Genomic DNA, 19,453 nt, shown 5'->3' with positions numbered 1-19,453 from the left:
ATTTCATATATGAATATGGTATTGGAAATATCATGCGATTTATGGCCATTCACAATCCATTTATTCGTTAAGGGTCCATTCCTCAACCACTTCTAAAAACGCCTGAACCTGTTTTAGCTGAAATGAAGCTTCATAGCCAAGCATCCATGTATCTCTTGCAATGGGCCGGCCGTCAGAGTCTGAGAGTGGAACTTTATAGATGGGCTCGCGATCGTCAAGCGCAACTGAAGGCAAAATGGCGTAGCCGATTCCATTGAATGCCATTTGCTTGCACGTCTCAATCTGATCAACCACGATGGTTCTTTTTGGGGAAGTTTGAAATTTCCGATGCCACCAGTCCTGAATCTCCTGATAATAAGTCGAGTCGCTTCGGAATTGGATGAAAGGCCGTTCGGTCGACATCAATTCCTCAGCATTGCGGATTTCAGTGTCGACAAGATAAAGTTCATCCCTTAACAGATGTCTTTTGACCCCTTTCCATTCATGGCTGCCCCTAACTATGCCAATATGAACATTATCCTCATAAAGGCTCTTTAAAATCTCGCTGCTCCAGCCTGTAATGAGGGAAATTTTAGCATAAGGATATCGCTGCACGAAGGTTTTCAGCACCTTTGGGAGCCAGTGCTGACCTATAATTGAAGCCACTGCAAGCCTGAGAGTTCCGTTTACTTCTCCTTCGAGAGCTGAGAGATCTTCTCTTACTTTTTCCTCCCTTAACACCGTTTCTTTCGCATAATCCACGATTTTCTCCCCGGCAGGTGTTAATGTGAGACCTTTTTGTGACCGGATAAATATTTTTGCTCCCCATGTTTTTTCAATCGATTGCAGACGCTGTGATAAAGCTGGCTGCGAGACAAATAAGCGTTCTGCTGCTTTCCTCATATTCATTTCCTCAGATAAGATTAAAAGCATACGCAATTCAGTAATTTGCAAGGTGCTCCCTCATTCAATAAGTTTTCCTTATATTATATGCTTTTCTTTTCGTTATTTCATTATGATTTTGAAAGAGTATAATGGAGGAGAAGGAGGCGGATTGCGTATGGAGTGGCCGCTTATTTTCTTGGGAACCTTCACCTCTTTCCCCGGGACACTTGCAGGGGCGGGGGATTCATTGGGATACCAGCCAATGATTTTGTACGGAGTTCCTATTCTTAGCCTTTCGGCTGTAAAATTTTCAAACACAATTACCTCTTTTTCAAGTTTTTTCTTTTTGCTGAGAAGGTATTTTCAGATCGGCCTCTCCTCTTCTTAAGCCATTGCCTTACAAGATTTCAGACCTTTATTAGCTGCATTGGAGTTTTTCCCTGCATTTAACGGCAGGAATGGCCGATATCAAAGCAGCCATTTCGCTCGCCATCGGCTCATTCATCAGTGCACTGCTGTCTGTCAGAACCGCTAAACATATTTCATTTACTCTGGCAAAATGGATTGGCACGGATGGACAAATTGCGTATCAGTTTCTTTACTATGGGGGGCGGTATCATGAACAAAATAAAATTTAATAACGTAGATCATGTGCAAATTTGTGTGCCTAAAGATGCAGAAGAGGAAGCACGAGAATTTTATTTGGAGATTATCGGTTTAAATGAGGTCAGCAAGCCGGAAAGCTTAAGAAAAAACGGGGGCTTTTGGTGCCGGGCAGGGAAAATAGAGGTTCATATCGGATTAGAGGAAATGGATTATGTAAGAAGCAAAAGACACCCTGCATTTGAAATAGCAGATATTGAAGCCGCAAAAAAGCTTCTTCAGGCGGCAGGAGTTAGGATAAATGCGGAGCCTCCAATTCCAGGAAGAGACCGCTTCAGCTTTGCAGATCCGTTCGGAAACCGAATTGAATTTCTGCAATACACATAAAAAGGCATTCAAATGGTCACCCTCCCCTTCCGTGAAGCAGGAGGGGATCACTCAGCCTTTATTTAATCTTTTCACATGACGGTCAAGCTGTTTCAATATTTCGCGCCTTGTAAAAATCCCTTCGAAAAAGCCTTCTTCATTCTCTACGCAAACAAAGGGGTGGTCCACGACCAGTTCAAGACCTTTAGCTGCAGAATCATTGATTTTAAGCCTGGGAATCTCCCGGTTCATAACCTCTGATACTTTAATATGTTCAAGCCTCTCCGCTTCAATCCTTTCAAGACCCATAATGGCATCAATAATCGTATTTGTTCCGATCAATCCATGCAGCTTATAAGAAGAGTCAAGAACCGGAATGGCGGTATAGCCTGTTCTTGTAAGCACAAGAAGAGTGTGCTCCAAATTGTTTCCCAGCTGTACGTGGGCAACTTTATCGCCGGGAATCATTAAGTCCTGAATGCTGATCTCCATAATTTTTTCAGCACGAAGTGTAATCATAGCTGTACTTCCTCTCTTATTATGACAGTTAGCTTAATTCAATTACCCGCCTGGATACTTAATTAAACTATGCGTGGGGATGATTAAAAAAAACGGTCTCCGTTTGGAGTACCGTTCTCTATGTAGTCTCATCAGTCAAAACGAATCCGGTCATAGAGAGTTGTCAGCTGTTTGTAAGTTTCCATATCAACCGCTTTTTCACCGCTCTCGATATCATTCAGCTCGCAGCTTAAAAGCTCGATTGCATATTCCTGCTTCATTAACAAACTGATTAACAGCTCCTGCTCTTCATTTGAGAAACTTTTATGCGCTAAACCCATTCTTTTGCCTCCTTGCTGCCTGTTGTCACTTTCAGAATAATCAAAGGAGATTACTTCGTCAAACGCAATTTTCGACATTCATTTCCTTATTTTGTATACCGATTAGCATAGCTGAAGGCAGTGTAAGAATCTGGTTTTATGCGCGCTTCTACTCCCATTGCGGTAATTCTTCCCGTCATCTCCTGAATAAGGTCCTTCGTAACGCCTTTCCTTCCAATATCTAAATGAATTTCAAATGAAAGATCGGCTCCTTCTTCAGAGTGCGGAATGAGAATATCAGACAATAATCCCAAATAAAGGGTGATAAATGAATAAGCAAGCTCTTGGCTCAGCGCGGTTTCCGTCGAAATTTTTTCATGTACACTTAAAATCGGCCTGGGAATGATGCTGTTTTTAAGACAGCCCCAGGCCCCTTTGCCTACACGGTGAAGATGGATGGCGGTAATGAATTTTGTTTCCTGATAATGTACGTGGGAATCCGTACCGATGGATAAAACATATACAGAACGAGGATCTTTTTGAATAAACCTTTTTAGCCTGCTGATTACGTCCTGAAGGGTCATGTTATTTTCCGTTACATTATAGAAGGCAAATGTATCGCTCATCATGCATCTCCTTTTAAGGTTCTTGTTAACCTTATACGCAATCCAATTCTGATATGTTATCCTTTTCTCCCATTCGTATTAAAAATATGTAAAGATGAACTATGCTTGAAGCAGATCAAATATTTCAATCGCAATAATATCAATATTATCGAACTGATACGTCTGAGGCTTTTCCCCTTTTTCAAACACTTCAAGTTCGAACATTTCGTTTTTTTCAAAGTATTTTACGCTGCAGCGTTTTTCACCTTCTACTTCAAAGTAGCGCTGGGATGGTTCGTTACCTGCTGCAGTTTCCTGTAAGCTTTGAAGACGCTGGATGATACCTGTTAGTTGAGACATTTCTTTTTCTCCTTCCAAAGAACGTGCTGTTCTTATCGATTATTTTCCTCGCATTTGCTATTCTTATCCAAATTTTTTCATCCTATATCTATTAGAAAGTTTACCACATTTACCTTCAGGATAATATGTTCGCAATCATGTAATTTTCTTTCCATTTCCCCCCAGGCTATAATAAAAGAGTCTAATGAGGGAGAGGAGAAAATGATGGGAAAAGTTAAACGTCTATCTGACCGCATCAGTATGATTGATACATTTGACTTCGGTATGAAAGGCAGAACCTCTGCTTATGTGCTGCATGAGGAGAAGCTAACTCTTATCGAGCCTTCTGCAAGCCCTTCCATCCCGCACATAAAATCTGGTTTAGCAGAGCTTGGCCTTTCTGTAAGCGATCTTGAATACATCATTGTCACTCATGTACACCTTGATCACGCGGGCAGTGCAGGGCTGCTCATAAAAGAATGCCCCAATGCCCAAATTGCTGTTCATCCGAAGGGAGTACGGCATTTGATAAACCCTGAGCGGCTTATAGCCGGAGGAACACTTTGATTCCCTTTTTGCTCCTGTTCTGCCCGTTCCTGAAGAGCGGATTCTAATAAAAAAAGATGAAGACCTTCTGGAGATTAGCGAAAATTGTATTTTGAAGTTTATTGATACTCCAGGACACGCCAATCATCATTTCAGCATATTTCATCCAATAAGTAAAGGAATTTTTACAGGAGACGTGATGGGCATTCTGTATCAGGATGACGTATTCGGAAGGTTCTTCCTGCCTTCTTCTTCCCCGAACCAATTCAACCCGGAAGCCATGCTCCGTTCGTTATCCAGGCTTGAAGCACTAGAACCTGAGATTTTATTTTTCAGTCATTTTGGACCTCTGGAAGAACCCAATAAGGCCTTTCATGATTTACGCAAATGGCTACCAGTGTTCTTAAACTCAGCGGAGCTGGCTGCTGCTGACTCATCAGACAAATCAGCAGCTGATCAGGTGAAAGCAACAGAATCCGAGCTGATCAAACAAGTAACGAAATACCTTGATGAAAAAAATGTCCCCCGCGGGCACCCTGTTTATGATATTCTTAACCTTGATTTAGCAGTAAGTGCAATGGGTCTCGTTTATTATTTTCATGAATTAAGCAAAAGAAAGCAGTGATCTTCTTGGCAAAAACCATAATGGTATACACTCAGCCTGATTGTCCGCCGTGCAAAATAGTGAAGCAATTTTTAGACCATCATCACATCCGGTATGATGAAACAGACATTACAAAGGATGCACAGGCAAAAGATTACTTAATCAATACCCTGCAGTCCTATTCGACTCCCACTGTTACCGTCAATGAGCATACAGTAAAAGGGTTTGATCTTGCGGCTCTTGAACAGCTGCTCATGTAAATGAAAAAGAAGCCGGCTGGCTTCTTTTTTTTCATATCCCCGCAGATCTCTGAAGACGCCTGGCGATTTCCTGAAAATCCTCTTCTGAGATACCTGGTGCAAATTCCTCCGGTATTTCTTCTAAATCAGGAATCGGAGCTCCCTGCGGGTGGCCGATCACGACCTCTAGCGGCTCTCCTTTTGGCCCAAGCCCTTTCCAGATTTTATTGATATCCCGGTAGTATTTATCACTGAATGTGTACAATCTTCTGTTTACCCCCTGTTCCTCAAATTTCCTGGCTGTGGAAAATTTACTGTTATCCAGATCAGGAACCGGAAGCATTTTCATTACATCTACGCCAGTGGCAATTTCAAGAGCTTTCGCATATGCCACAATATGCACCCCGCCTCGAACGAGCAGATATCCGATCATCTCCCTCGCAACCGGGTTATCCGTCATCTGATAAACCCTCATTTTATGGGTCCTTGCTCCGCATTCAAGAAAGAAATTATGGAGAAGGTCTAACACAAGGTTTCCGCTGTTAAAAACGTTGTCTCCTGTCCATGGTCTGCCCATTGAATCAAATGGAAAGGAAGTCTGTGCAGTTGAGATAAAATGAAGTGTGTTTCTTTTGTCGACCGCCTCTCTCATCGGAGTCGAATCAGGGGGACCGGGGTGGGTCGTCCCGATGATCATTAAGTTGATGGTATTCGAGACAAGCTCGACATGGCCGGTTTCCTCTGCAGTAATACTCGCCACTAAATCATAAAATGGCTTCAGCTTTTTCTTGTTTCGAAAATTCAACGACTGAAACAAATAATTATTTAAAGTAGACATTTCTCCAAATTTTCCGCCGAGCAGCTCCTGGACAGCAGCCGCTGCATTTGCATCGGGATTTTTCGGCTTCGGAAGATCAATCAAAAGCCGGTCTATACGAGTAAACATGCTGGTTCCCTCCCCTTTCATCAAACACTGTTATTTACCTATGAGGAGACAGCATGGTCTTATTCTTTAGCCCTGTTAAATTTGGCGATGAGAGGAATACAAACCAGCGAAGACGGCAAAGGCGTACAAGGGAGCAATCTTCATTACCCAACAAAAAATCCGATTCGCCTGAATCGGATTTTAATCATATTCCTCACTTTAAGGGGGAGCGGGAACATTTAACATATCTATCTTTAGTTAAATGATAATGATTATCATTATCCTTGTCAACACTTATTTCATTCAGGGGCTTTTAAGCTTTCTTTTATAGCCGCTACCTTCCAGCCTGTATCAGTTTTAACTAGTGTGACCGATTCATAATGCCCTTCATAAGTTACCGGTCCCTCATCTACAGCTTCAAAATATTGATAGACGATTTTTTTATTTCCTTTATCTAACACTTTCGTATCAGAGCTATAGCTGAAAAACGGGATGGAAAGAATCGGAAAATCCGTTCCATATACAATGTATTTTTCTTCTCCTTTAACTGCATTATATTTCAAATATACGTCTGCCATATTATCCGTAAAATAAGGAGATAGTACAGATTTCATCTCAGTTTTGCTCCGCTCTTTACTGCTTAGGGAAACCTGAGTCTGATAGGCGTCCTGAAGGTGGCTGAAAACCTTTTGGTTCGGATTCGGATTCGGATTCTGCTTCTGCTTTTCTGCTGCTTCTGCTCTCGGACTGCTTGTATCAGCCAGAAAACTTCCTCCTGCTTGAGGGGACCCGATCGAAAAGAATAGGACAGCTGCAGCGGCAATAGATGTTAACGCTCTCATTATTCATTCCTCCATTTATGTACTTTAAATTGGATTGGCTATGTGATTGCTGTAATTCGCTTTGAAATTGGCTAAGTGGATCATATAGATGTTATTCCACCTTTCAAGAAAAACAAACATAAAAAGACAGAGTCATGAACCCTGTCCTTTAATACCCATATTTATTAGCAAAATAAAGAATGAGAATAACAATCAGCAGCCCAGCTCCGATATAAACGAGAAAAATCGGGTTCAGAAGATAAGGGTGGGCCTGCACGGCTTTAGGAGCAGACACATCAAACTCTTTTTTTCTTGACTGTGACCAAGTTCCTGTTTTAATCGTGGCGATAAGTCCCCATGCGAGGATCAGCAGACTAATCATTCCAAGCGCAATCATAAATCCCTCCATGTTTTTCCCTTATGATCGGCATAAAGGAAATCTTTCATTCATAGCATCCCATTTTGTTCGTAAAGGTACTGATAGGGCAGGTCAATAAAAAGATAAGCTTCGTCTTCAAGCGGATAGGAGTAGGTTCGGATGGTTTCTCCAGTTTCAATATCGCTGTACAGATCGCTGAAAAAGCCCCTTCTTCCCATTCTCATTTTCATTAAATTTTCAAGAAAATAAGGTCGCCAGCTCCAATTTTTATTCCTGTACTGCTCCTGAAACATCCATTCATTGCCTGATTTGAAAATATTCCCTGTCGTTTGAAAGCCATCTCCATCACATATATATATTCTAAAGCTGCAGTCTGACAATTCCTTTGACAGTAAGGTAATAAGCTGGTCGTGATTTTCGCAAAATTTTACTGTTTTTGCAGCAAGGGTATGGATCCGCTGGTAGAACTTTTCCGATAGCTCATAAAAGGTTTCCAGCTTCTTTTTTTCATGGGCAATAAAGTGGCGGAACTCGGTTGAAAGCTTCTCCTTCAGAAGGGTATGTTGAAGAAAATGAGGCTCAGGCTTTGTTAAGTAGAAGCCCTGAAAGTACCGGCCTCCATTTCTCCATGCATATTGAAGCTGAAAGTTTGCCTCGATATCTTCAAAAAGAATGGCTGCACCGATTTTTCGGGCAAGGAGAGATATGGAATACAGGACATCATTAAATGCCGTTCCTGAACTCATCCGCAGCGGCTGAAGATCAATTTTCAAAAGATCTGGTGACAATTTTCCAATCCGGTCCAGATTGCTGCTCTCCCTTCCAATATTAGCTGCTGCGAGTTTAATTCCATAGGTCCTGTAATACATGATTAAATGCTGAAGTCTTTCCAGATCTCCCATAAAATGATGCTCAGTGAGTTCAATAGCAATTTTTTTCAAATCTAAGCCTTTTTCCTGATAGCGCAAAAGTAAATGAAGAAAGCTTTCTCCCTGATCAATCATCAGCAGATTTGCATCCCTGTTGATAAAAATAAGGGCATCCAGCTTTTCTGATATCGCATAATCCAGGGCTTGTTCAACTATGTAATCATCGATTTCAATTTTGTATTCATCCGGGACACTTTCATCACAGAAGAAATCTCCGAGGCTGATTGTTTCACCCTCGAACGTTATTCTGCCCAGCACTTCATAGCCTGCAATTGTTTGCTCATCAGCGCTGAAAATAGCCTGGTAATATGGTATAACGGCTTGCTTATTTGTCAAAATATCCAGTGCATCCATCCTGTTCCCCCCACAGCCTTTATCTGCCGCTCCTGATTTCTCAGCCCCGGCTGACGGAGTAAACAACTCTGCCAGCCGGCCGATGTGACAATCCGTATTCATGGGGCTCATAAGAGGTACCCGCTTTAGCAGAACGCCCTCAGGCAAGCTCGCAGATTTTCTATTAAGCAAGATTATACCATAGTCAGAGAAGAGAAGATGTGGCTGCATAAGCTTCATGTTTACCTGTCAGGCTATTGCGGTTCGATCATCCTTGCTTCCACGGTTGAAGGGTGAAAAGGATAAAAAAATCCTCCCGGGAAGGAAGCTCACCCGCGGAGGATTCTCATTAACCTTTTAAAAGGGACGCGGATTTAACCATTGTCCGCCATCCATCGTAATGCATTCTCCATTAATATAGGAAGCATCATCTGAAAAAAGGAAAGCTGCTAATGCTGCAATCTCTTCAGGAGTACCCAATCTTCCCAAGGGTACGCTTGCCAGCGTCCGGCTGGCGGCTTCTTCAGATTCCCAGAGCTTATCTGCTCCCCCGGTACGCTCTATTGGACCAGGAGCAATGGCATTGACCCTGATGCCATAGCGGCTTCCCCATTCTACAGCGAGCGTTCTGGTCAAAGAATGGACGCCTGCTTTAGCCGCCGCGGAATGGGCAACACCTGCTCCTGCCCCCCATGCGTATGTAGCCAGCATGTTAATGATAGCGCCCTTTTTGTTTTGTTCGATCCAGTAGTTTCCTGCACTTGAGCTCATGTAGAACGTTCCGTTTAAAACAATATTGATTACCGAGTTCCACCCATTAACGGACAGCTTTTCCGCTGGACAAATGAAGTTTCCAGCCGCGTTATTTATCAGCCCGTCGATTCTTCCAAATTCAGCATGAACGGCTTTCATAAGTTCACTCGCTTTTTCAGGTTCCCTTACATCCATTGGAAACGTCATGACCTGTCCTTCGCGTTTTTCTATTTCATTTTTCGTTTCAATGAGTTTTTCAGGTGTTCTTCCAGTTATGACAACAAAGCTCCCATCCTCTGCAAAACGCTTCGCCATCGCTTTTCCCATCCCGCTCGAGCCGCCCGTGACAATGTAGACTTTTTCTCCCATATGTATCCCCCTTTTTGAATAATGAATGATTATTCATTCATATTTTATCATACAGTGATTATGATTTCGAACATTTTTATCCGACACGTTATTTCGTGTCTTTTCGTTCAGCAAACCATGTTATAATTAGTCATTCATTATTTAATAGAATGGTAGGGTACTATGACAAAAAAGGTGCACCGGCGCATGTTTTTGAAAAGCATGCTGTACTTTGCTTTTGCAGGTTTGGCGCTATCAGCTGGAGGTTATAGCTACTCCCGTTATTTGGAGCCTAAACTTCTTGATGTGGAAAAGATAGAATTCACCAGCCCTAAGCTCCCTCAATCGTTCAGCGGGATAAAAGCAGTACAATTCAGCGATACTCATTTAAGCGATCACTACACGTTGGAACAGCTTAAAAATATAAAGGAAAGCATTAACGCCCTCAGCCCTGATCTGGTTTTCTTTACAGGAGATTTAATAGATGATCCTCTCCATTATAAAGAAAAGAACGGAATTATTTCACAGCTTGCAGACATTAAGGCTCCTCTCGGCAAATTTTCGGTTTTCGGAAATCATGATCACGGAGGATACGGAAGCAATATCTATGCAGAAGTAATGATGCAGTCCGGTTTTACTATGCTTAAAAACGAGAGCAGGGATATCCGGTTAGCAGATGGTGCCGTGATTACGGTATCAGGATTAGATGATTTGATGCTGGGCAAACCAGATTATCAGAATCTTGAAAAAGGACTTAGCGAAGAAACATTTAACATTCTGCTTGCACATGAACCGGATGCCTGGCTCCATACAAAAAAGCTGGCCGTTGATGTACAGCTCTCCGGACACAGCCACGGCGGCCAGGTCCAGCTTCCATTTTACGGCCCGCTGATCACTCCTCCCTTTGCGGATATTTATACGGAAGGACTTTATGAATATGGGGAAAAGAAACTGTATGTGAATAGAGGCCTCGGAACGACGCGCGTCCCATTTCGGTTTCTGTCAATGCCGGAGCTGACTGTTTTCACTTTTAATAAAGCATAAATTTCCATGCCTGTTAGATCACCATCGTATTCACCAGGATTGAATATTTTTAAAAAAGGCTTTGTTAAAGCATGGTGTTGATTTTTCACACCTGTTGATTGGAGCGGCAGGCGTGAGACTCCGAGCTAAGAGCAGCGGGACAGGTGAGACCCCGCAGTCGCGAAGCGAGGAGGAGGCTCACCGCCCGCCCTTGGATCAGCGAACGCCTGCTAGCTGCAATCAACAGCCAAGTTTAGCAGAGCTTTAAAAAAAGAAACCCAAGGCCGCTTACATCGGCGTTCTTGGGTTTTACTCTTTTCTAAGCGCTTATTCTGATCTCTTTTTATTCTTCATCTTCGAGTACTCTGTAAGCCATTCCAAATAAAACAAGCTGACTGTCAACTTCAGGTTCATCCTTTTCTCGTTTAACATATTTGTATATGCCGTCTGCATTTTGCTCTCTGGCTTTCATGTTGTCCTCGAGCTGAACCGCTAAAATACGGTTTAACCGTTTTTTAATGTTCCCGTCAAAAATAGGAAAAGCAATTTCCACTCTTTTTTCCATATTGCGTGTCATCATATCTGCGGAAGACAGGTATGTTTTTTCTTCCCCGTTATGGTGGAAATAATAGATCCGGCTATGCTCCAACAGCCTTCCCACTATGCTCCGTACCCGGATGTTTTCGCTGACCCCTTTGATTCCGGGGCGAAGACAGCAGATTCCCCTGACAATCAAATCAATTTTCACTCCAGCGTTAGACGCCTCGTAAAGTTTCATGATTACGACTTTGTCAGTTAATGAATTCATTTTGCATATAATTCGGCCGTTTCCAAATTGTTTGTGGAATCTGATTTCGTGATCAATCAGCTGAATAAAATCCTTCCGGATGTCAAAAGGAGCCACTGACAAATGATGGAATACAGGCTTTTCCGTATAACCGCTCAAATAGTTAAAGAAATTAGTCGCATCAATCCCGAACTTCCTTTTTGATGTCACCAATCCCATATCTGTATAGATGTTGGCCGTTTTTTCGTTGTAATTCCCCGTTCCAAGATGGACGAATCGCTCGATGCGGTTGTTTTTCTTGCGGACCACGAGTGTTATTTTACTGTGGGTCTTTAAATAAGTCATTCCATAAATGACGTGGCAGCCTGCTTTTTCCAGCTCTTTCGCCCATTGAACATTGTTTTCCTCATCGAATCTTGCCTTCAGCTCCACAAGAACTGTAACCTGTTTTCCATTCTCAGCTGCTCTTTTGAGCCCTTCGATAATAGGAGATCCTCCGCTGACACGATAAAGTGTCTGCTTAATCGCCAGCACATCAGGGTCGTCGGCCGCATCAGCAACAAAATCGACAACTGGCTGAAAGGACTCATATGGATGGTGAAGAAAAATGTCTTTTTCGGACGCTTGGTCAAATATAAGCTCATCGGATATAAGATCCTTCGGCGGCTGCGGAATTAACGTCTGGAATTCAAGGTGATCATGAACGGAGGAAAGCTCATTGAAAAAGCCGAACAGAAAGGTTAAATCAAGAGGCCCTTCCACTTCATACACATCTTTTTCATGAATTTCCAGTTCATGCAGCAAATAACGAAGCACATTCCGGTCATAGCTGTCTTTCTTAAGCTCCAGCCGGACCGCAGCTCCCCACTTCCTTTTCTTCAATTCCTTTTCAATCTCTTTCAGAAGGTCTCTTGCTCCCTCTTCATGGATCGTCATATCCGCATTTCGGGTAATCCTGAACTGAGTAACGGATTCTACCCTGTAGCCCGTAAAGAGCTTATATATGTAATGAGAAATAATATCTTCAAGCAATACGAAATGGTCTTTATCAGGATGATCCAGTTTAACAAAACGCTCCAGTACTGAGGGAACCTGTACAATTGCGGTTTTATGGCGCAATTCAGCCGGGGCATCCGGGTCCTTAAGGACAATCGCCAGATTCAGGCTTTTATTCAGCAGCATAGGAAACGGCCGGTATGCATCCACCGCCATAGGGGTCAGCACAGGAAAGATCTGTTCATCAAAATATTCTTCCAATCTGTTCAGCTGATTGGAATTAAGCTGGCTGAAGGCCAAAAATTCAATGCCCTCTTCCTTTAAAGCTGGCTGGAGGATCTGGGTGAAAGTACTGCTTTGAAGTTCCACAAGCCTGTGGTTGTCTTCTGCAATTTTTGCAAGCTGGCGTTTAGGTGTGAGACCTGCTTTATTTTCCGGTTTGTTAAATCCGGCCTTAACCTGATCCTTCAGCCCCGCAACCCTCACCATAAAAAACTCGTCTAGATTTGAACTGAAAATAGCAAGAAACTTAAGCCTCTCCAGCAAAGGGTTTCGGTCATCGATCGCTTCTTCAAGTACTCTTTCATTAAAAGCGAGCCAGCTCAGCTCGCGGTTGTTATAATATGCCGGGCTGCTTAAATCAGCACCTTTTTTTACAATAGTCATTATAAAGAATCGCCACCCTTCAATCATTTGTATCGTACCAAAGTAAATTCAAGTCTTTGTAAAGGTTTCTTTATAGTTTTGTGAAGTTGTGTGCACAAAACAATTCAATCAGCTTTTTCCCTTTCAAGTGTGGATCAAACAGATTTTCAGGAAAAATTGAAATTGATTTCAACAGTCATTCTGAAAATTTTCTCAATATGCTTTTTGTTTTTTTCAGCCTGATAAGCTTCCGGACCCCAATCAGCATTGCAATGGACGTCAATAGTTAATACGTCATTTTCCTGAGAAAGCTCAATTTTATCCACGATATTCCGTTTTGTGGAGTTCAGACTGTAAATAAATTTTAATATAGCTCCTGATGTGCGGATGGTTTTTTGTTCTTCTTTTGAAAACCAGGAATTGAACGGTTCCACGTATTGTTTAAGAGAGGTTTTGCCTATAAAAGAAGCAATCAGAGCTGTTTTCAGGCGTTCTTTATGATTCATGCCGTCGATGGTCCTGTTTGCAAGCAGATAAAACGTATGCTTGCTGCTCGATTCAGAATCTATATACTCGCCAAGGTTAAAGACGAACGCTCCTCTTCTTAAATCAGATAAATCCTGGTCGGAATAAGAAACAAGGCGCTCTTTTTCCAGAAGCCGGATAAATTCAACGGCCATATTGGTTACCGGAAGGACATGATTCAAATCAATATTGTAATCGGAGGCCATTTCATAGAAGCTTTCCTCTACTACATTCGGGTAGGCACTGATCCCGTATTCCCGGGACAGATCTTCATAAAAAACCCCATCTCTCAGCCCTTTTCTGCTCATAACAAATTTTTCAGATTGCACCGATGTGCACAGCGTTTGAAAAACCATCGCTGCCGGGATGATCAAATCTGCCCTGTCCTTGGATAGCCCGTCCACTCTCTGAAGGTCCTCGAAGGATTGAGCTCTAAGATAGACCAGGAGACTGTCGATGTCTTCAGGTGCCATTTCATACTGATGGACTCCTGCGAGAGGATATTCTTTTAAAGCTTGATCTACCTGTACAAGGTTCCTTGCACTTCCGCCGATTCCAATCACTGGGAGCATTTGATCCTTCAGCCATGGTAGCTGCTGCAGCTGTTCAGTTATGTAAAGCGATAGGCGTTCAAACTCTTTATCATTCGGAAGATCACCACTGATGAATTTTTTTCGGAGGGAAAGGGCGCCAAACGGGAAACTGTGGTATTCCTTAAGCTCACGATTCCGGAAAAGGGTGATCTCCGTACTTCCTCCACCTATATCTACCGTAATTCCATTTTTGATAGAGGTAGAATTGATTACAGCTAAAAATCCATAATACGCCTCTTCATATTCAGAAAGAAGACGGATAGAAAAGTCCGTTTCCTGCTCTGCGGCAAGTAAAATATCATCTTTATTTACAGCTTGTCTGATTGCAGCCGTTGCCACTGTATGGACATTTTTGAGCTTGTGATGCCTTGCCACCTCCTGAAAGCTTTTGAGGATATCCACCATTTTTCTGACACCCTCGTCCTCCATAACATTTTCATCATTAAGGTAGTTGCGGAGGCGGGCTGCAGCCTTGACGTTTTCTATTTCCTTCAGTCTGCCGCTTTTATCCCGCTCAAATATGACAAGACGCATTGTATTGGAACCTATATCAATTATCGCAAATTTTTCTTTATCCATTATAAACACCCTTAGTCTTGTATGAATTTTGCACCTTATTATATCACAAACCGTCTTCATCGCCTCCCTGCAAGTGGAAACAAATACATGTTTATGCATAATTTGTGCTAGAGGATCACGCCGAACATTTGAAAGGTGGAATATCATGATTTATAAAGTAAAAGCGGGAGAGACGGTTTTATCGCTTTCAAAAGACTTCCGTGTTTCTCCGGAAAAACTCGCAGACGCGAACCGCATTTCAATCCAAACACCATTGACCCCTGGCATGAATATTGTGATTCCCGGATTGCCTGAACCGGATTCCATACCATACCGCATCGCTGTATCCATTAATAAAAAAAAGCTTGGCCTTTACAGGAACGGTTTGCTTATAAGGCAATACCCTATTGCCACCGGGCGGATGCTGTATGCTACTCCAAAAGGAGACTTTGTTATTGTAAACCGACAGCCGAATCCGGGAGGTCCTTATGGCTCGATGTGGCTTTCCCTATCCAAAGCAGGCTACGGGATACATGGTACAAATACCCCTTCCTCGATCGGACAATCGGTTTCAAAAGGATGCATCAGGATGTATAATAAAGACGTTCTTGAGCTGGCCGGGTACGTACCGAATGGAACTAAGGTGACTATTACCATTTAGTAAAAGCGAAGTAAAGATAATTGTAGTAAAAAATTTACAAACATTCCATGTTAAATAAAGGACCTATCACTTATAATAACAGTTGAATGATTGAGTCATGAATAGGAGCGTTATTTATTATGGAGATTTTTAAGAATCCTAATTTCGTGAAGCTCTTCTTTGCAGCCCTTTCTTCGCAAATGGGAACAACTATAGGGAATATGGCCTTTGCATTTTTTATGCTTGAACACTTCAGCAGCCAGCCCTATTACGCTACACTTGCAGAGCTTATGTATTCACTCCCGACAATTTTCGTGTTCTTTTTAGTGGGAGTTGTGGCTGACCGGTTTGACAGAAAAAAAGTGGCAGAGAATTGCGACTGGATCCGTGCAGGATTAAGTGTAGTTCTGTTCGGCGCACTTTTCCTGAATTCGATTCCGCTCATTTTCTTCATTCTGTTCCTCAGAAGTGCTGTCACCAAGTTCTTCTTTCCTGCTGAAAACAGCTTGGTTCAGGGAATACTTAAAAAGGAGCAATACGCTCAAGCGGCAGGTTTAAATCAAATTTTATTCAGCTTATTTATGGTCTTCGGAGTGGGTCTTGGAGCTGTAGCCTATAAAACAATCGGGATTCACGGGGCGGTCGTAATCGATTTTATAAGCTTTGTAGTATCAGCTCTCCTGATCAGGGCATGCAGAATTCCTAAAGGTGCAAGGCTTCCGAATGGGAAATTAAACTGGAAGGATGTCAATGTGAAGTCTTCTATCAGCGATTTCAAGGAAGGGATCCTTTACATTCTCCAAAACAAGCTTCTTGCTGTAATTATTTTTGGTTTTTTTGTGTTTGGCTTTGTAACCGGCGGGTTCGCTATTCTTCCTATGTTCACAATGAAGTACAAGCTTTCACCTGAAAATTATGAATGGTATGCCTCTTTCTTTGCAGTCTCTCTTGGGATTGGACTGCTGGCAGGAAGTGCGCTCGCGACAGTCATTGAGAAAAAAATAAAGCCGTATATCATGATGATTGTTCCTATATTTATCGCATCCGCTCTTATTGTCCTGCTCGGACTTACAGATCATTTATGGGTTTATTTGACAGCCGTCTTTTTTATCGGCATCTGTTTGGGACCTGTTAACATCGCCATCGGAGGATGGATACCAAAGCTTGTTAATCCAAAATTAATGGGAAGAGTAAGCGGCTGGATTGATCCTCTTATGATGACTGCACAATCCCTAACATTGGGCCTGATCGCTCTCGTTTTTCCTAAATTTATTGAAACAATCGATTATATTTATTACGGCATGGCCACGGTGATTTTCCTTGTATTCATCTTCTATCTGCTGACACTTCCAAAACTCAGCGAACAGGCAGACCGTGAAGAAAAAAGAAAGAAGCTTGAGGAAAGCAAGGTCAAAAAAACAATGAATACCGGTCCTATAAACGGCTGATTCCGCATCAGCCGTTTATATTATTTTCATAATGCAACTTTTTGTCGATTTTAGTATAATTAGGTATAAGATGTTAATGATCCCAAAGGTTGTGCATACATGAAAATTTATTCTCAGTTTATAAAAAAAGTTATTTTTAACTATATCTTAGGTTCGATTGTGGCAGTTTTTGGGGTAGGATCCGTTTTTATATTTTCAACCCTGTCGATTACATTCAGAGAAATCCTCATTTTAATGTCCGTGATGGCCGGCGCGTTTTTGTGCATGATTTCACTGGACATTCTTTTTTTAAAGGCCCAGCTTAAACCCATTCGGAAAGGTCTTTTAAGCGATGCCTCTTTTGATGAGATGAGAAAAGCGTTTTACGAGGTCCACAAATTCCCTCAGAGAACAATATTCCGCATCAATTTCCCCCATCTATTCGGTTTCTCTGTACCCGGATTTTCCGTTGCAGCTGTATTATATGTAAGCGGGCAATTTAGTTTCCCTGGCTATTACATTATTCTTGCATTGGTAGGAGCCATTTTAATCGCGGGTATGCATAGTGTAATCGAATATTTTCTGACAACCTCCTCCATTAAACCTTTGCTTTTTGACATTAGGAGAAGGGCATTAATGCAATTTGGTGAAGATCTTGCTCAGTCTCCGGCAATTTATATATCAATAAAGAAAAAGGTTCTTTTCACTGCTATTTATATTGGTATTTTCCCCCTGCTGCTTTTCAGTATCGCCACTCAGGTTCACCTGAATGAAGCTTCTCTCAGGCTCATACAGGATTATTGGAGCTGGGCTGCTCTGGTTATGCTGATGTCAGTTGGCTTTTCCACATTTGTATGCTTTCTTCTTCTTAAAGACATCGGTGAACCGATTTCCAACTTGGAGAAAGGAATGCAGTCCGTTAAAGAAGGTGAATATGAGTATCGGAATGAGGTTTATTCTGATGAATTTTCCAGGCTTATTTCAGGCTATAATCAAATGCTTGACGGTCTTAAAGCTAAAGACCGCATTAACAGCCAGTTAACAGAAAGCCTGTTTCGGACACTGGCCATGACCCTTGATGCGAGAGACCTCTATACAGCCGGCCATTCCATCAGAGTCTCTGAATATGCGTTTATTATCGGGCAGAAAGCGGGTATGGATAACGGAGAACTTGACCTGCTTAAAAAAGCAGCTCTGCTGCATGATATTGGCAAGATTGGAATAAAAGATAGTATTTTGCTTAAGGACGGACGATTAACAGATGATGAATTCGAAGAAATTAAGCGCCATCCTGTAATTGGTGCGAATATTTTATCCAACGTAGAGCCCGCCTCCGCTATGGCCCCCCTTATTCCAGGAGTTAAATTTCATCATGAACGATATGATGGACTAGGGTATCCGGAAGGACTCAAGGGAGAAGAAATCCCAGAGTTCGGGAGGATTTTGGCAGTGGCTGATGCATTTGATGCCATGACATCAGACCGTCCATATCGGAAAGGAATGCCCTTGGAACAAGCCTTAATGATTCTCCAGGAAGGGAAAGGAACCCAGTGGGATCCGACATACACAGAACTTTTTCTGGAATATATGGAACTCCCTGAGAATATGGAGAAAGAAGCAAGCTTGCAGCTTCTTTGAAGCAGTTGCAATTTCTAAACGGTTTCGTATAATTGTACTAAATCAATAAAACATATTGGCAAATTAAGGAGCTTACGTATGACCGACAGAAAGAAAGACCAATTTTTGCAAATGACTCCGGAGAATATTGCAAAAGCTGTTTACACCGTTAACCGCCATGCTAAAACTGCAACCAATCCTAAGTATCTTTATTTTCTAAAGAAGAAAGCTCTGATCAAATTGATTTCCGAGGGGAAAGCAGAAAAGAAAGGCCTTCATTTCTCAAAGAACCCCAAATTCAGCAAACAGCAATCGGACGTTTTAGTCTGTGCAGGCTCCTACTATTTTCATATGCCTCCATCCAAGGAAGATTTCCAGCAGCTCCCGCACTTAGGGTCCCTAAACCAGACCTACCGCAACCCAAAAAGCCATTTCCCTCTACAAAAAGCTAAAGAATTGCTGCAGGCCTATACCGGCATTAAAGAAGAAAAATTGTCTCAGCCTCAATCCGGACAGCCGCATTCACGTACATATGTGAAGCCAGTGTTCAAAAAACTGGGAGAAAACTATTAAAAACCGTGCGGGATGTCCGCACGGTTTTCCTATTTTGAGAATAACCGATTTTGAAGCCTTTCGAGCGAGTAAAAATAAGTCGGGATGTCAGAAGGCTGCAGCCTTACAAATAGCTGTTTTACAACTTCCCTATAATACCAGCTCTGCTGGTCTTTGCCGCGGTTAAAATGCTTCCAAAGCTCGTCCCCGTATTTGCTGTATTCCTGTTCAATGCTTTGCAGATTGTCCAGCTTATCCGCTGCAAGAAGCATTTTTTCCTGCAAGGTTGCCTCACCAGCCCTGTCGATCGTCGCCTGCTTTCTTTCTTCCCAAGTTTTGGTTTTATCCTCTGTATTGAAAGCGACAAGCTCTGCAACCTCGACTCCGAATTTCTGCTGAATGTCCTCGAGTTCCGTGTCGGTATCTTCTACCGTATCGTGCAAATATCCGGCTGCAATAAGGGGATTAGAGGCTCCTGCTTTCATTAGAATCGTAGCCGTATTTTCAGCATGCATGAAATATGGTGTACCTGATAATTTGCGGACCTGGCCCCTGTGGGCAAACTCAGCAAATCTCTTTGCTTCGCTAATCATACGGTTACACCCTCCAGTCCTTTCT

Annotated in this window: 23 protein-coding genes; 10 read left to right on the top strand and 13 right to left on the bottom strand. The window is 42.3% G+C overall.

Annotation, left to right across the window (positions count from 1 at the left end):
• Positions 1–60: 60 nt before the first annotated feature.
• Positions 61–933 (bottom strand): LysR family transcriptional regulator, encoded by an 873-nt coding sequence (locus ACQCV8_RS13160; RefSeq protein ID WP_426845096.1) that lies wholly within the window; start codon positions 931–933, stop codon positions 61–63.
• A gap of 389 nt (positions 934–1,322) precedes the next feature.
• Here ACQCV8_RS13160 and ACQCV8_RS13155 point away from each other — a divergent pair, with 389 nt between their 5' ends.
• Entirely contained in the window at positions 1,323–1,502 is a 180-nt protein-coding gene (locus ACQCV8_RS13155; protein ID WP_426845095.1) for a hypothetical protein, read from the top strand.
• On the top strand, positions 1,483–1,854 hold the full coding sequence (locus tag ACQCV8_RS13150) for a VOC family protein (RefSeq protein ID WP_426845094.1): 372 nt from the start codon (positions 1,483–1,485) through the stop codon (positions 1,852–1,854). The genes ACQCV8_RS13155 and ACQCV8_RS13150 overlap by 20 nt, the downstream gene beginning before the upstream one ends.
• A gap of 51 nt (positions 1,855–1,905) precedes the next feature.
• Here ACQCV8_RS13150 and cbpB read toward each other — a convergent pair whose 3' ends face one another.
• The 4 genes from cbpB to ACQCV8_RS13130 form a co-directional block, all read right to left on the bottom strand.
• Positions 1,906–2,352 (bottom strand): cyclic-di-AMP-binding protein CbpB, encoded by a 447-nt coding sequence (gene cbpB / locus ACQCV8_RS13145; RefSeq protein WP_426845093.1) that lies wholly within the window; start codon positions 2,350–2,352, stop codon positions 1,906–1,908.
• A 131-nt stretch (positions 2,353–2,483) separates the two neighbouring features.
• On the bottom strand, positions 2,484–2,672 hold the full coding sequence (gene abbA, locus ACQCV8_RS13140; RefSeq protein WP_426845092.1) for an antirepressor AbbA: 189 nt from the start codon (positions 2,670–2,672) through the stop codon (positions 2,484–2,486).
• Between the two features lie 86 nt (positions 2,673–2,758).
• Positions 2,759–3,277: a ribonuclease H-like YkuK family protein gene (locus ACQCV8_RS13135; RefSeq protein ID WP_426845091.1), complete on the bottom strand. Its 519-nt coding sequence runs from the start codon at positions 3,275–3,277 to the stop codon at positions 2,759–2,761.
• A 99-nt stretch (positions 3,278–3,376) separates the two neighbouring features.
• Positions 3,377–3,616 carry a YkuJ family protein gene (locus ACQCV8_RS13130; RefSeq protein ID WP_426845090.1) on the bottom strand — a complete coding sequence of 80 codons (240 nt, stop codon included), beginning with the start codon at positions 3,614–3,616 and terminating at the stop codon, positions 3,377–3,379.
• Between the two features lie 201 nt (positions 3,617–3,817).
• Here ACQCV8_RS13130 and ACQCV8_RS13125 point away from each other — a divergent pair, with 201 nt between their 5' ends.
• The 3 genes from ACQCV8_RS13125 (at position 3,818) to ACQCV8_RS13115 (ending at position 5,005) form a co-directional block, all read left to right on the top strand.
• Complete coding sequence (locus ACQCV8_RS13125; RefSeq protein WP_426845089.1) at positions 3,818–4,162, top strand: MBL fold metallo-hydrolase; 345 nt, start codon at positions 3,818–3,820, stop codon at positions 4,160–4,162.
• A 91-nt stretch (positions 4,163–4,253) separates the two neighbouring features.
• Positions 4,254–4,766, top strand: a complete 513-nt coding sequence (locus ACQCV8_RS13120) for an MBL fold metallo-hydrolase (RefSeq protein ID WP_426845088.1) — start codon at positions 4,254–4,256, stop codon at positions 4,764–4,766.
• Positions 4,767–4,786: 20 nt separating this feature from the next.
• On the top strand, positions 4,787–5,005 hold the full coding sequence (locus ACQCV8_RS13115) for a glutaredoxin domain-containing protein (protein WP_426845118.1): 219 nt from the start codon (positions 4,787–4,789) through the stop codon (positions 5,003–5,005).
• Between the two features lie 31 nt (positions 5,006–5,036).
• Here the strand turns inward: ACQCV8_RS13115 and ACQCV8_RS13110 are convergent, their stop codons facing one another.
• From ACQCV8_RS13110 to fadH, 5 genes are all read right to left on the bottom strand, one after another.
• The gene (locus ACQCV8_RS13110; protein WP_426845087.1) at positions 5,037–5,930 is read right to left on the bottom strand and encodes a manganese catalase family protein; all 894 of its coding nucleotides are present in this window, start codon (positions 5,928–5,930) and stop codon (positions 5,037–5,039) included.
• A gap of 278 nt (positions 5,931–6,208) precedes the next feature.
• Positions 6,209–6,751: a DUF3993 domain-containing protein gene (locus tag ACQCV8_RS13105; RefSeq protein WP_426845086.1), complete on the bottom strand. Its 543-nt coding sequence runs from the start codon at positions 6,749–6,751 to the stop codon at positions 6,209–6,211.
• Between the two features lie 148 nt (positions 6,752–6,899).
• Positions 6,900–7,139 carry a hypothetical protein gene (locus tag ACQCV8_RS13100; RefSeq protein ID WP_426845085.1) on the bottom strand — a complete coding sequence of 80 codons (240 nt, stop codon included), beginning with the start codon at positions 7,137–7,139 and terminating at the stop codon, positions 6,900–6,902.
• 38 nt (positions 7,140–7,177) lie between these two features.
• Positions 7,178–8,392, bottom strand: a complete 1,215-nt coding sequence (locus ACQCV8_RS13095) for an EAL-associated domain-containing protein (RefSeq protein WP_426845117.1) — start codon at positions 8,390–8,392, stop codon at positions 7,178–7,180.
• Between the two features lie 336 nt (positions 8,393–8,728).
• On the bottom strand, positions 8,729–9,493 hold the full coding sequence (gene fadH, locus ACQCV8_RS13090) for a 2,4-dienoyl-CoA reductase (RefSeq protein ID WP_426845084.1): 765 nt from the start codon (positions 9,491–9,493) through the stop codon (positions 8,729–8,731).
• A 162-nt stretch (positions 9,494–9,655) separates the two neighbouring features.
• On the opposite strand from fadH, the gene ACQCV8_RS13085 reads away from it, so the two are divergent.
• Positions 9,656–10,516 (top strand): metallophosphoesterase, encoded by an 861-nt coding sequence (locus ACQCV8_RS13085; RefSeq protein ID WP_426845083.1) that lies wholly within the window; start codon positions 9,656–9,658, stop codon positions 10,514–10,516.
• 322 nt (positions 10,517–10,838) lie between these two features.
• Here ACQCV8_RS13085 and ACQCV8_RS13080 read toward each other — a convergent pair whose 3' ends face one another.
• Positions 10,839–12,944: an RNA degradosome polyphosphate kinase gene (locus ACQCV8_RS13080; RefSeq protein ID WP_426845082.1), complete on the bottom strand. Its 2,106-nt coding sequence runs from the start codon at positions 12,942–12,944 to the stop codon at positions 10,839–10,841.
• 146 nt (positions 12,945–13,090) lie between these two features.
• Positions 13,091–14,620: an exopolyphosphatase gene (gene ppx / locus ACQCV8_RS13075; protein WP_426845081.1), complete on the bottom strand. Its 1,530-nt coding sequence runs from the start codon at positions 14,618–14,620 to the stop codon at positions 13,091–13,093.
• Positions 14,621–14,765: 145 nt separating this feature from the next.
• Between ppx and ACQCV8_RS13070 the strand changes: the two genes are divergently transcribed.
• The 4 genes from ACQCV8_RS13070 to ACQCV8_RS13055 all read left to right on the top strand — a co-directional run bounded on the left by ACQCV8_RS13070 (position 14,766) and on the right by ACQCV8_RS13055 (position 18,856).
• Positions 14,766–15,260, top strand: a complete 495-nt coding sequence (locus tag ACQCV8_RS13070) for a L,D-transpeptidase family protein (protein WP_426845080.1) — start codon at positions 14,766–14,768, stop codon at positions 15,258–15,260.
• Positions 15,261–15,379: 119 nt separating this feature from the next.
• A complete protein-coding gene (locus tag ACQCV8_RS13065; protein ID WP_426845079.1) occupies positions 15,380–16,687 on the top strand; it encodes an MFS transporter in 1,308 nt (435 codons plus the stop codon).
• Between the two features lie 99 nt (positions 16,688–16,786).
• Positions 16,787–18,304, top strand: coding sequence for an HD domain-containing phosphohydrolase (locus tag ACQCV8_RS13060; protein WP_426845078.1), 1,518 nt, complete (start codon positions 16,787–16,789; stop codon positions 18,302–18,304).
• Between the two features lie 78 nt (positions 18,305–18,382).
• A complete protein-coding gene (locus ACQCV8_RS13055) occupies positions 18,383–18,856 on the top strand; it encodes a YkyB family protein (RefSeq protein ID WP_426845077.1) in 474 nt (157 codons plus the stop codon).
• Positions 18,857–18,885: 29 nt separating this feature from the next.
• On the opposite strand, the gene ACQCV8_RS13050 is transcribed toward ACQCV8_RS13055, so the two are convergent.
• Positions 18,886–19,428: an HD domain-containing protein gene (locus ACQCV8_RS13050; protein ID WP_426845076.1), complete on the bottom strand. Its 543-nt coding sequence runs from the start codon at positions 19,426–19,428 to the stop codon at positions 18,886–18,888.
• Positions 19,429–19,453: the final 25 nt, after the last annotated feature.

The organism is Metabacillus sp. 84, from assembly GCF_050107715.1.
Classification (GTDB): domain Bacteria; phylum Bacillota; class Bacilli; order Bacillales; family Bacillaceae; genus Metabacillus_B.
This window is presented reverse-complemented; position numbering and strand designations above follow the sequence as displayed.